This window comes from Clostridium sp. HCS.1 (genome assembly GCF_047900555.1).
Taxonomy (GTDB): Bacteria; Bacillota; Clostridia; order Clostridiales; family Clostridiaceae; genus Clostridium.
The window spans coordinates 2,966,073-2,979,329 of record NZ_CP170704.1; the positions used below are offsets into that span (position 1 = coordinate 2,966,073).

Genomic DNA, 13,257 nt, shown 5'->3' on the forward strand with positions numbered 1-13,257 from the left:
TTAAAGATTCTAAATCGATATATAATGTTTAATTACTACCAACTAAATTAGAATTATCTATAGATTTCATTTTTTTATAATAGTAAAGTCCTAATGGAATTGCTGCTGCAAGCCATGCAACTGGATCTGCTAAGCATATTCCAGTATAGTCAATAAATCTTGGTAATGTAAAAGCCACAACTGCTCTTGCTATAAGTTCATAAGCTCCTGCCATCATAGGCACAAAAGATTCCCCCATGCCTTGAAGAGCATTTCTATATATAAATATTAACCCTAAAGGAATAAAAAATATTGCTGAATAGTTTAAACATTCTTGTGCATAAGCTAAAATAGCTGCATCTGGATTTTCTATAAATAATCCTACAAAGAATTTTCCGCCAAACACTAGTATAGCACCTGCAAGAATACTAGTAATTATAGATATTTTGGTACATTTCTTTACTCCTTCTTTTATCCTAGCATAATTTTTAGCTCCTAAGTTTTGTCCACAATATGTTGCCATAGTAACTCCAAATGTAATAGCTGGTTGCATTACTATTTGTAATACTTTAGAAGCTGCTGTGTATGCAGCAATTACTGTAGAGCCAAATATATTTAAAGCTCCTTGTACTGTCATTATTCCAAGTGCAGTTATAGAAAACTGAAGTGCCATTGGAATTCCTATTTTTAAATGTTTTATATACATTGTTCTTTTAACTTTAAAATCTTCTTTTTTAAGTCTTAATATTTTATATTTTCTATATGTATATAATAAGCATAAAATACTTGATAATCCTTGAGAAATAACTGTAGCATAAGCTGCCCCTGAAACTCCCATCTTAAAGTTTACTATAAATACTATATCTAAAACTATATTTAAAATTGAAGCTATTATTAAGAAATATAATGGTGTTTTACTATCACCTAAGGCTCTTAATATACTTGCAAACATATTATATGCAACTGTTGCAACTGTTCCTCCATAAATAATGATAATATAGCTATATGCATCATTTATTATATTTTCTGGAGTATTCATTAAGTTAAGTAATGGCTTTGCAAAAAGCATGCTTACAATTGTAACTATAATAGTTGCTATTAAAGATAAAACTATAGTACTTGCTGTAGCCTTTTTAAGACCAACCTCATCCTTAGCTCCAAACTTTTGAGATATTAATACAGCAAACCCACTAGTTAATCCAACAACGAACCCATTAATTAAAAAAGACATAGAACCTGTTGAACCAACTGCTGCTAATGCATCTACTCCAACAAATCTACCTACGATTATAGTATCAACCATACTATAGAACTGTTGGAATATATTCCCTATTAATAAAGGTATTGAAAACAATAATATTAATTTTACTGGACTACCAGTTGTCATATCTTTGGTTAGTTCTTTATTCATTACTTTACTCTCCTATATTATACTTTCGATTATATAGAATAACATCTTTTATTAAATTAATAAACCCTTAATTTAATATTTTTTCTTATTATAAACTATGTTATGTTAAGTAAACTTAGGCTGCCCAAAGGACAGCCTAAGTTATAGTTAATGCAACGTCTTTTTTAATTTTAATTATCCATTACGCATTACGCATTAGTTCTATCTTCTTCTATGTCTCCTAGATGAATCTCTACTTCTATCTAAATTAGAGTTCGTATTACCATTAATGTTACTTCCATTGCTGTTTCCACCATTCATTGAGCCAAACAACATTGATAATGGATCCATTTGAGAATTTCCTTGATTATTCATATTATTTCCACTATTCATATTTCCATTACTCATATTATTTTGTGTTCCTTGGTTTCCACCCATTAGCATACTCATTAATTGATTCATATCTACGCTACTATTATTATTAGTAGTAGTCCCTGGATTTCTTTGTTGGTTTGGTTGTTGCATATTTAAAGTATTCATAAAGTTTGCCAAAGGATTATTCATATTGTTCATGTTATTCATATTTCTATTTTGATTAGGCATATTCATCCCATTTCCACCCATTAGCATGCTTAACAATTGACTTATGCCATTACCTTGGTTCATATTATTCCCTTGAGGCATACCATTTCCCATGCCAGGCATTCCATTCATACCGTTCATTAGCATAGATAATGGATTGTTCATTTGTCCTTGTTGACCTTGACCTGGTCTTTGACCACCCATTCCTCCCATCATTGAGCCCATGAGCATATTCATAAGTGGGTTGCCGCCTCCCATACCAGGCATTCCTCCACCCATGCCAGGCATTCCGCCTCCCATGCCGCCCATTAGACCTCTAAAAAGCATATCCATCATTTGCATATGGTTAATCTCCTATTATATTACTATTACTATATATGTATTTATCTTTATATACTTTTGCTACAAAAAAATGAAAAGGAGATATATATTATATTCTAACTATATTTTTATAAATTATTGAGTAATAAGAAATCATTATAGATGTTATTTACTTCCAATCTTTTGTTTTTCAAATATTTATTAATATCTTTATTGTTATCATAGCTTATGGATAACTTCATTTTATCTTCTATAAATCCTGTTATAAGGTATAAATTCCTTATACTATAATCCTTATGTTTTTCATAAATATCTACTTTCATTTGGTTTATTAATGAATCATAGGTCTCAATTAAATATCTTTTCATGTCTTTTATTTTATATGGTAATATGTATTTATTTGCAATCAATGTTAAAATTGATCCTATTATTACAAAAGCAATTCTTGTTAATACCATACTTAGTGTTCCACCAAGTAATGAAGCTGAAGCTACTGCTGATACAGTTATACAAATCATTTTTCCTCTATAACTTGTTGTAAAAGGATCTAAATATCCAGCCATTAATATAATAGCTGCTCTTGCAGTCTGATTTCTAAATAATGTAAAAGATAATAATACAATTGCCCCACCAATTATGGTTGCAATTATTCTATCTTTTGATCTTGATTTAGAAAATTCTGAATAAGGTTGGATTAGTGAGAATATTGTAAAGCACAACCATCTTCCTTCAGATAGATTTAATAACTTAGCAATAAATACTGTAAAGGTACCTACTATTCCTAACCTTATAGCATATCTAATTTTAGCTGAATCAATATTAAAATTCCTCTTATGTACTGTTATGTTATGGAAATGATGAGGAATTTCATAATCTGCTTTTATATTATTTTTTTCTTTTTTAGTTAAGGTATTTATTTCTGCAACTTCTTTAAGTAAATTATTAATTAATCCTATAAATTCATCTATATATATTTTTTCTATTTTTTCATTATAAGTATGATTCTTAAGTATATGAATGTTACTAGCATTAAAATCCCTATTTTTTATAACCATAACTTCATTATATACATCATTTAGCAAATCATAATAGTCTTCCTTATTTTTTAAACTACTTATATCATCAAGTAATAAATTTATTCTCTCAAGAGACCATAAAATATCTGTTACTATAATTCCATCATTAGATAAATAATAATCATCTACTCTTTTATCAAAAATCACTCTTTTCAAATAATTTATTGATTCTATTATACTTATATTTTCTTTAGTAAAATCATCATTTTTCTGAATTGCTCTAATCTTAATAAGAATATTATCGCTAATACCATTAACTATTTTACTTCCGACTTTAAAAACCTTATCTCTATTAACTATAAATTGGATTATCATTACAAATATAGCTCCAAAAATCAACGATAAGAATCTACTATATAATACTTTTCCCTCAGCAGGATAAAATAACATAAAGAAATACTGAAGACCAAAAGGAACTACAAGGGACTTTTTTAAATCATAACTAAATAAATATCCTATAATAAAAAGAGCAATAAAATTTATTATTACCCCTAAGAATATATTTTTAATTGCTAAAACTGAAAATATTAAACTAACCATATTTATAGATAATATTTTTATAAAATTTTTAGCTGGTGAGATTGTTAAATCTTTTTCCATAAGTGTTAAGGCAGTAGTAATAATAGTTACACCCATTAAAGTATTTTCTGCACCAAACATTACCTTAAATATATTTACAAAAGTTAATATAAAAATGAATATTATTGTGTTTGCTATTATTTTATTTTTCAATATTCTACCTCCTCTTCTTTATACAATGGGAAATAATATCATAGTAAATTTTATAATTCAACAACGGTTTTTTATTAATTTTTTATTAACAATTTAATATAATAACATTAAAATTATATTATAACTGTTTATAAAAATTACATAAAGAAAATTTAAAGGAGATGCTTTCACATCTCCTTTAGATTTTCTTTCTATCACTCTTTTTCTTAAGTAATGCACTTGTATCAAGAGAATCTTTTTTGTCCTCCTTCTGAACTTCTTTCTTCTTAGGCTTATTATCTACCTTAGTTTTTTCTTTTTCTACTTTAATTTCTTCTTCTAGCTTTTCTTTTATATTCTGCTTTTCTTCTAAAATCACTTTATCTTTATGAACCTTTTCCTTCTTAATAATATTTTCTTTTTCTTTCTTTTCCTTCTTTAGCTTATTCTTATTTTTATTAAAACTCTTAATAAAATCTAAGTTTAATCTTCTATAAGCTATATCAAGCATAAAGAGTAAAATACTTATTATTAAAAGAGGATTTGTTAAATTGATTTTCTTATATTCTCTTTGAAGCTTTCCTTCAAAAACCTCTTCTGGTTTATTAATAAATGTCCCCTTAGTTTCTTTTACTACCACATCTAGCTTTTCAGCATTAGTATTAAATTTATATTCATCTGAATACTGAAGAGCAAAGGCTCCTTTATAATTATTAGTAATTTCGCCATTTTCCTCTTCTCTTATATTAAAATTATAAAATCCTAATGAATTTAAAGGCACATTTGCAGAGAATTTTCCAGGTTCAGTTTGAGTCAAATCAAACTCCCCTTCTTCTCCATTTTCACCATTAAATATTCCCTTTACCTTTGCATCTTTAGAAATATTATCATTATAAAATTCAATTTTTGCCTCATTACCTTCTTGAGTAATATTTAAATATCCTTCTTCTCCATACTTCGGAATAGTAAAATAAACCATGTTTTTTATAAGTTGTGGTCCATATTCCCAGGCTAAATAATTCTTGCTCCATTGTCCATTAATATCAGAGGTAAAGCTAACAGTCCTACCTATTCCATATTGCATAGCAGCAAGTATTGGTTCATCATGGCTAGAACTGAATATCTCAACTGCATTTTCCTTTATTGATGTCCCAATATATCCAAGAAGGCTTGGAATTCCATCTGAAGTTTTAACTCCTGCTAGTATTTCATGATTACTTAAAATTTTAGGAGTAAATTCTTCATTAATTATATAGGTTCCTGCTGATAATAAAACTTCCTTTGCGAATATTCTAGGTATATCAGTATAAATATCAGTATAATAACTTCTTCCTCTTCCTATAGATGCTAATTGATTTAATAAATCAGCATTAGCACCTTCCCCAACTGCAACTGTTGAAAGAGTTATATTATTGTCATTAAATCCTTGTAATAAGGTTGCATAGTTATCATATCCATAGCCATCTTGCCCATCTGTTAATAGTATAGTGTGCTTTATCTTTGCATTGCTTTCAAGTTGTATATTATAGCCTCGTTCAAGGGCTGGATAAATTGATGTTCCACCTCTTATTTGAATTCCTGAAATCATTTCTTTTATAGTTTCCTTATCACCAACTTTTTGAAGGGGTACAACTACATCATAAGTATCATCAAAGGCTATAACTGATATTTCATCTACTTCCCTTAGATTTTCTAAAGCCTTCATAGCAGCTTCTTTAGCTAAGGTTAATTTACTTACTCCTCCGCCTTCTGCACTCATACTTCCAGACTTATCTATAATTAAATTAATACTTATAGCAGGTACTTCATTCTTTCCCCTTTTATCCATATAAACTGGAAGCACTTTTTCTAAGGATGTATCTTTATAACCACCTAATGCATAGGAGTCTTCTCCTCCAAAGGTTATAAGACCTCCGCCATAATCTTTAACATAACTTTCAATGTTCTCCATAAAACCATTAGTTAAATCATCTCTATGAACATCATTAAAGACTATTGTCTTATATTCAAGCATTTCATTTAAAGTACTTGGAGATGCCCCAGGGGACACTATTTTTACATTTGCACCAGATTTTGTAAGTATTTCTTCTAGTGCCTTAGAATCTCCATTTATTCCATTAACAAGAAGTATAGTAGGTCTATCTATTACGTTAGTATAGGTGCTATATTCATTATTAGATTTATTGATATCTCCATAAGCTTCAATTAATACTCTATATCCCTTAAATCCTCCAGAGTCTTGCTTATCTTTAAAAACGAAAGAATTTTTACCTTTTTGGATTTGAACTTCCTGTTCACCAACTTTAGTTCTACCAGAAAATAATGATAGCTTGGCTTTCGTTGCATAATTAGATTTAATGTCTATAGAAACTGAAAATTCTTCACCAACAGATATATTATCAGGTACCTTTACGCTATCTACATAAACTTCATTACCTTTTTCACCACTTACCTTATATACTTTTAAATCTATTTTTTGCTCATTTATTAAAGGAATAGTTTTTAATATGTCTCCCTGATTTTCTTCGCCATCAGTAATTAATACTATTCTCTTTGATCCACCTCTTTCAAATAAACTTAAAGCTCTTTCAACAGCTTCTTGAATATTTGTAGCTGTATCTATTGGTTTTTCATTAATAGATTTATACTCCTTCTTTCTATTTAACACCTTATCTACAACAGAATTATCTCCAAATAAGACTACCCCAGCTTTATTTCCTCTTGGAATTTTCTCTAAAGCTGTAGATATAAAATCTTTTCCAGAGTCTTCAAAATCGTAAAGACTTTCTGAAACATCTAGTAAAAATACTGTTGAAATATTTCTTCCTTTTAAATTTAAAGTAATATTTCCTAAAGCTAATATTAATAAAGTAAATATTATAGTTCTACTTATAAATATAACTATTTCATTTTTATTCCAAGGTTTATATTTTTTGAAACTATAGTACATAAAGGCAAGAACTATTGGAATAAATATTAAAAAGTATAAGTTTCCTATTTCTATCTTCATATTCTTACCTCCTAATTTCCTCGTTTATACATTATCCACTCAAAAGCTACTACTGAAATTGCTAAAATTATAAGTAAAGGAGAAATATTTAAACCCCTCTTTAAATCTGATTTTACATTAGCTATATTTTCACTTTCACTGATATTATTAATGCTTGTATTACCTTCTTTTTCTGAAGGGAAATTTACTGAAAACATTTCTTTTTCTTCTAATGAATTCAATTTATATATACCAAGAGAATTATCTTCTCTTATCTCATCACCTGAAGAAATCTCTAAAGTATCTCCATTGGGATAAGCTACTGTAATAGCTGCATCTAAAGATAGCCCCTTAGCAATAATTCTTTCACCTGCTTTAAAGTTATTTTTATAAACCATTCCACTTGAAATTAGATTCTCTCCTAGTTCATACATTAAAATTGGAAATTCCTTTTTAAGTGGAAAATCACTATTATGAAGATCAAAGGATAAGGCAGCTATTTTCCTTCCATCAACTTCTCCCTTAAATCCTATAAAGTCTTCATCAATATTTAGGAATCCTCTTCCATAGTAAGGTATTTCAATAGAATTATACTTAGCAGCTGTAAAGGTGGTGTCCTCTAAATATTTAGAAACCTCTCCAATAACAGCCTTAGCCTCTCCACCTTCTCCACCAGAAATTACATTAAAGAATTCATTTGAAGATGGATTAATAAATAATATACTTCCCTTAGATGGTATAATATCTGGTGTAATACCATCAAAGACATATAAATCATAGCTATCTGCACTAGTTAAGTTAGATGCACTATTAGTCTTATAAACTTCAGTATTTTGAATACTACTAAAGGCTTTTTCTAAAAATAAGTTTTCTTCTGTTACAATAAGAACCTTATTTACTTTTTTCTTTCCAATAACATGATTATAAGTATTATCTTCTAAAATCATATCTTTCCTAGAAAGTTCCCCTCTTAATACTTCAGACTTAATTGAAGGTAAATCAAAGGTTAATGTTTTATTATCACCTTCTTTAAGGTCTAAAGCTTCTACTGATATAAGTTCCTCTCCATCATAAAGAGAAAAATCTCCTGAATATTCTCCAGAACCTCTGTTGGTAATAGTTGCAATTACTCTTATCTTATCTTCTAAGAATTTATGAGAAATATTGTCTATAGAAGCATTTATACCTGAATTGGCTAAGGATATTACTTTTCCATTAACATCTCCTAAGGAAAAATCTTTATCAGTAATTGCAATTACTTCATATTCTTCCTCTATACCTTCACCTATGGCTTTAACAAAGGATAAAATTTCATTTATTTCTCCAGTGTTATAGCTTTGGGATATTGATGAAATTATTTCATTAGATATTTCCTTATTGAAATCTCCATTTTGAAGTAAATTACTGTTCCCATCAAAAGATATAATATAAGTATTTGTATCATCCTTAGTAGAAGATAAAACTTCCTTTGCTAATTTTTTTGCTTCCTCTAATCTAGTCCCATCTCCATACTCTGCAGCCATGCTTGCAGTATTATCTATTACTAAAATTATATTTTTATATGTTTTCCCTCCAAAATTTAAAAATGGCCTCATTAAACTAAATATTAATAATAGTAGTATTATTATTTGTAAAAGTAACATTATATTTTTTCTTAGTTTTTCCCAGGGTGTATTAGCCCTTGTATTCTTATAAACTTCATTCCACAAAAGAGTTGAAGAAATAACTTCTTCTCTATACTTTCTTTTTAATATATATAATAATATTAAAAGAGGAATAGTTATCAGTAAAAACAATGGCCATAAGTTAGTAAATCCCATAACGTTCCCCCCCTAATAAAGTACTCTTTTCTTACTAAACTCACCTAATATAATTTCTTCTATTTCCATAGATGAGCTAACACTTATAAATTTTCCACCATATTTTTTAACTAAATCTTCTAAAGATTTTTTATATACTTTCAAAGCCTTCTTATATTCCTTTATTACATTTGGAGTTAAGCTCATTTTAACAGATTCATTAGTTTCAGAATCTATAAATGTTATTTCATTATTGAAATCTGGATTTATTTCTTCATCAGAAAGAATTTGAACTAAAATTATTTCTTGCTTTTTAAAGGCTAAATATTTTAATGAATCTTCTAAATCCTTTAATCCATAGTTATTTAAAAAGTCTGAAACTATTACTGAAACCCCTCTATTTGATAAAGGTCTCTTTTTTATACTTTTAGTTAAATCTGTACTTCCTTTAAACTCTAAAGTATCAAGTTCTCTAAGTATTCTTTGAAAGGCCTTATTTCCGGCTGCTGATTTAATATTTTCTATATTTCCACTTTCCATAGTAGAAATATTTACCCTATCTAAATTATTTAATGCAATATAACTTAAGGCAGCAACTACCTTTAATGCAGTATCCTTTTTATTTATTAATCCATAATCCATAGACTTAGATTTATCTATAAAAAAGTTAAATACACCTTCTCTTTCTTCCATAAAGACCTTAACAAAAAACTTATCAAATCTTCCATAGGCATTCCAATCTATCCTTCTAAAGTCATCTCCTGGTGCATAATCTCTATAATCAGAAAACTCTACAGAGACACCTTTTGCCTTAGATTTTCTTCCTCCTTGAGTGCCAGATGAAAGTTTAAAATTAATATGCATATTAATTTTATTTAGCTTTTTAAAAAAGTCTTCATTAAATAATCTTTCACTCATTATCTACACAACCTTTAAATCTTCTAATAAGCTTTCTATAATACTTTCTACAGTTAACCCTTCAGTTATAGCATCAAAATTTAATATTATTCTATGTCTTAAAACAGGATAAGCTAGTTCCTTAATATCTTCAAAAGAAACATTTAACCTTCCCTCCATTACTGCTCTTACCTTTGCTCCACTAATAATACCTTGAGCCGCTCTTGGACTTGCTCCTGCTTCTACATATTTTTTAACTATATCTGCACCTTCATTAATTTCTGGATGAGTTGCTAATATTAGCTTTAAAGCGTATTCCATAACAGAATCTGCAATTTTTACTTCCCTTATTAATTCTCTTATCTTTAGTATTTCATCACCTTCAAGAACTGAATTAATTTCAGTTTTATCATTTGTTAGTGTTAAATCCATTATGGCTTTTAATTCTTGTAAATTAGGAAAATCTACATTTAATTTAAATAAAAATCTATCAAGTTGCGCTTCAGGTAATGGATAAGTTCCTTCTTGTTCAATAGGATTTTGAGTTGCAAGGACCATAAAAGGCTTTGACATATCATAAGTCTTCTTACCTACAGTAACTGTTTTTTCTCCCATTGCTTCAAGTAAAGCTGATTGTGTTTTTGGAGTAGCTCTATTTATTTCATCTGCTAATAAAAGATTTGTAAATACAGGTCCTTTTTCAAACTTAAATAAAGTCTTATCTCCTTCCTTAACAACTATATTTGTACCAACTACATCTGCTGGCATTAAGTCTGGAGTAAATTGAATTCTTGAAAACTTCAAATTCAATACCTTCCCAATGGTCTTAACTAACTGTGTTTTTCCCATTCCAGGCATACCTTCTAAAAGTACATTACCATCAGCAAATATAGCTATTAAAACATCTCTAATTATTGATTTTTGACCTATTATTCCTTTAGATATTTCTTCTTCACATTTTCTTATTTTTTCTGATACTTCTATTATTTCCTTGTCATTTATTTCCATCTTATTCACCCCTTAGTTTAATCCTTCGAAATAATCCTTTATAAGATCCTTTAGACTTTCTGGTAAATTACTATTATTTGCTCCTTCTAAAGCACTATTTGTATAATCTCCAATTACCTTATCGTAATCAATTTTACTTCCATCTAAATTAAATCCATTTTCAGAATCTATACTTTGAAAATCGCCATCCTCATTTTTATTTCCAGTTAAGTTCTTATCATTTCCAAGGTCTCTTCCTGGAATATAAACTTGCTCTCCTTTTTTATTATCTATATCATTTTCATTTCCTTCATTGCTACCAGTGTCCCAGCCTGTTCCACCTTGGCCAGAACCACCTTGACCTTGACCATTTCCATTACCTTGGCCTTCTCCTTCTCCAGAGCCTTGGCCTTCTCCTTCTCCAGAGCCTTGACCTTCTCCTTCTCCAGAGCCTTGACCTTCTCCTTCTCCTGAGCCCTCTCCATTTCCATCTTTTTTCTTGCCTTCACTATTATTTTGAGAGTTTTCAATAGCTTCTTTTAAGCTTTCTGCATCAATTTTCCCATCTAAAACAGAATTTGAAGCATTTTCTAAGGCTTCTTTTAAATTTTCATCATTTACACCTTCAGATGCACTTGCAAGTGCCTTTGATAAGTTATTTAGTTCACTGGAGCTCATCTTTCCTAAAGATTTTTTTAAATCTCCTAAGGCTTTCTCCAAGGCTTCCTTATCCTTTGATAAAATTGCCTCTGCTAAGTCTTTACCCTCTTTCTTTTTCATAAGATCATTTACAAGTTTATTTAAATCCTTCTTAGCTTCCTCTTCCTTTTCCTTATTAAACTTATCTAATAAATTTTTCTGCATATTATCTATAGCAGACTTACTTTTATCATTTTTAGATTTATCCTTTGCATCCTCTATTTTTTTTTCCATTCTTTCTAAGGTTTTATTAACATCAAGCTTCTTTTCGCTTTCTTTTAATTCCTTCTTCGCATCTTCTAATATCTTTTTTATTGCTTCCTTTTCTTCTTCTGATAAATCCTCTAGCTTATCTACTTTTTTCTTTTCTTCTTCCACTTTTTTTATATATTCTTGCTGATATTTATTAAATTCCCTAATATTATTAGCTTCCTTTTTTGCTGATGTATCTATAAAAGAAGTGAAAATACATAATCCAATTAAAGCTATTACTAAAAGGATTTGCTTTCTATCAATAGAAATTTTAAGATTTTCCTTTATATTAAAACTTTTTATAAATTTTAAAGTATCATTTTTTTGAGCTATAGAAATACTATCTTCATCATTAATAAATTCTAAAGAAGTTGTAACTCTTTCCTTTAATCCCTTTGAATCTACTATTAATGCTACCTTCTTATTATCAGGGGCTTTAATAAATCCCAAAATAACTATAGATATTAATCCTATTAATAAAATTACTAAAGAAATCTCTTCTATATATGGAATAGTTATAAATATAGATATTAAAAGTAAAGATAGTATTAAGCATAATAGGTATTTTAAACCTATTATGCTTAAATTAATTATAAAGTTAGCTTTAATTCTTTTTGATGCCTTTTTAATAAAGGTTAATATTTCATTATTTAAAGAATTCATAGCTTTACTCCTTTACTTTTTTCTTAGCCTTTTCTTTTCTGACTTTATTCAATATTACTTTCCCTTTTAATGGATTCAGTCTTCTTGCTGCAAAATATATGAAGATAAAACTTAAAACTAATTGTATAGCTATACTAATGTAATCTGCATATTTATTAACTCCCATTTGTCCTATAAAGTAAAAAGAATTTCCTCCAAATCCAACTTGGTTAGATAACATAATAAAGAATCCTGTAGCAGGACTTAAGTATGCAATAATAGGTATCTGAGGAGTATTATTACCACTATATACACCATTATATGAATTAAGCATTACCATAATAAAGGCAATAACTATTGTCCCAACAAAAATAAATAGAACTAAAGCATAAGTTAATGCTGTTGCTGCTTTTGAAGTTTTGGAGTAGGCAGAAATAAATACTCCAATAGCTCCAACAAATATTGTATTTATAATAAATGATCCTGTTAAAATTAATATATTACTTAATTTTACACCACCAATTAATCCAGAAATTGCATATAAAGGTATTGTACATATTACTAACATAATTACCTTTAAGGATGAAGCTGACAGCTTACCGAATATTATTTGAAGTGGAGTTAATCTAGTTGATAATAAAATATCTAAAGTTTGCTTTTCTCTTTCAGAGCAAATAGATGTTGCCGTTAAGGATGGTACTATAAACATCAATAATACAGCTTGAATTATTGCCATTGTTATATATAAAGTAACTGCTCCCTGTAGATTTATTCCTGAAGAATAAACATCTCTACTATACTCATTATAAAATATTAAGACTCCTACTGCTAAAACTGATATATAAAGTAATATCATCAATGAAAATCTAAAGGTTCTTACTGATAATTTACTTTCATTTCTTAATACTGGATTTACTCTCATAGTCTTTTCCT

The 13,257-nt window shown here is 28.4% G+C and carries 9 protein-coding genes; all 9 read right to left on the reverse strand.

What is annotated here, in order from left to right; all coding sequences use genetic code 11:
- Window positions 1–28: 28 nt before the first annotated feature.
- Window positions 29–1,390 carry an MATE family efflux transporter gene (locus ACFYH6_RS14130; protein ID WP_416178301.1) on the reverse strand — a complete coding sequence of 454 codons (1,362 nt, stop codon included), beginning with the start codon at window positions 1,388–1,390 and terminating at the stop codon, window positions 29–31.
- Between the two features lie 201 nt (window positions 1,391–1,591).
- On the reverse strand, window positions 1,592–2,293 hold the full coding sequence (locus ACFYH6_RS14135) for a hypothetical protein (RefSeq protein ID WP_416178300.1): 702 nt from the start codon (window positions 2,291–2,293) through the stop codon (window positions 1,592–1,594).
- 107 nt (window positions 2,294–2,400) lie between these two features.
- Window positions 2,401–4,080 carry an FUSC family protein gene (locus ACFYH6_RS14140; protein WP_416178299.1) on the reverse strand — a complete coding sequence of 560 codons (1,680 nt, stop codon included), beginning with the start codon at window positions 4,078–4,080 and terminating at the stop codon, window positions 2,401–2,403.
- Window positions 4,081–4,258: 178 nt separating this feature from the next.
- Window positions 4,259–7,069: a VWA domain-containing protein gene (locus ACFYH6_RS14145; RefSeq protein ID WP_416178298.1), complete on the reverse strand. Its 2,811-nt coding sequence runs from the start codon at window positions 7,067–7,069 to the stop codon at window positions 4,259–4,261.
- A gap of 11 nt (window positions 7,070–7,080) precedes the next feature.
- Window positions 7,081–8,868 (reverse strand): vWA domain-containing protein, encoded by a 1,788-nt coding sequence (locus ACFYH6_RS14150; protein ID WP_416178297.1) that lies wholly within the window; start codon window positions 8,866–8,868, stop codon window positions 7,081–7,083.
- A 12-nt stretch (window positions 8,869–8,880) separates the two neighbouring features.
- Window positions 8,881–9,765 carry a DUF58 domain-containing protein gene (locus ACFYH6_RS14155; RefSeq protein ID WP_416178296.1) on the reverse strand — a complete coding sequence of 295 codons (885 nt, stop codon included), beginning with the start codon at window positions 9,763–9,765 and terminating at the stop codon, window positions 8,881–8,883.
- A gap of 3 nt (window positions 9,766–9,768) precedes the next feature.
- Entirely contained in the window at window positions 9,769–10,752 is a 984-nt protein-coding gene (locus ACFYH6_RS14160) for an AAA family ATPase (RefSeq protein WP_416178295.1), read from the reverse strand.
- 12 nt (window positions 10,753–10,764) lie between these two features.
- Complete coding sequence (locus tag ACFYH6_RS14165) at window positions 10,765–12,345, reverse strand: pectinesterase (RefSeq protein ID WP_416178294.1); 1,581 nt, start codon at window positions 12,343–12,345, stop codon at window positions 10,765–10,767.
- Between the two features lie 4 nt (window positions 12,346–12,349).
- Complete coding sequence (locus ACFYH6_RS14170) at window positions 12,350–13,246, reverse strand: ABC transporter permease (protein WP_416178293.1); 897 nt, start codon at window positions 13,244–13,246, stop codon at window positions 12,350–12,352.
- Window positions 13,247–13,257 lie beyond the last annotated feature (11 nt).

Excerpts from the sequence above, each read along its gene's own strand:
- ACFYH6_RS14130 (WP_416178301.1), bottom strand. The coding sequence starts at position 1,390 with ATGAATAAAGAACTAACCAAAGATATGACAACTGGTAGTCCAGTAAAA.
- ACFYH6_RS14135 (WP_416178300.1), bottom strand. The coding sequence starts at position 2,293 with ATGCAAATGATGGATATGCTTTTTAGAGGTCTAATGGGCGGCATGGGA.
- ACFYH6_RS14145 (WP_416178298.1), bottom strand. The coding sequence starts at position 7,069 with ATGAAGATAGAAATAGGAAACTTATACTTTTTAATATTTATTCCAATA.
- ACFYH6_RS14150 (WP_416178297.1), bottom strand. The coding sequence starts at position 8,868 with ATGGGATTTACTAACTTATGGCCATTGTTTTTACTGATAACTATTCCT.
- ACFYH6_RS14155 (WP_416178296.1), bottom strand. The coding sequence starts at position 9,765 with ATGAGTGAAAGATTATTTAATGAAGACTTTTTTAAAAAGCTAAATAAA.
- ACFYH6_RS14160 (WP_416178295.1), bottom strand. The coding sequence starts at position 10,752 with ATGGAAATAAATGACAAGGAAATAATAGAAGTATCAGAAAAAATAAGA.
- ACFYH6_RS14165 (WP_416178294.1), bottom strand. The coding sequence starts at position 12,345 with ATGAATTCTTTAAATAATGAAATATTAACCTTTATTAAAAAGGCATCA.
- ACFYH6_RS14170 (WP_416178293.1), bottom strand. The coding sequence starts at position 13,246 with ATGAGAGTAAATCCAGTATTAAGAAATGAAAGTAAATTATCAGTAAGA.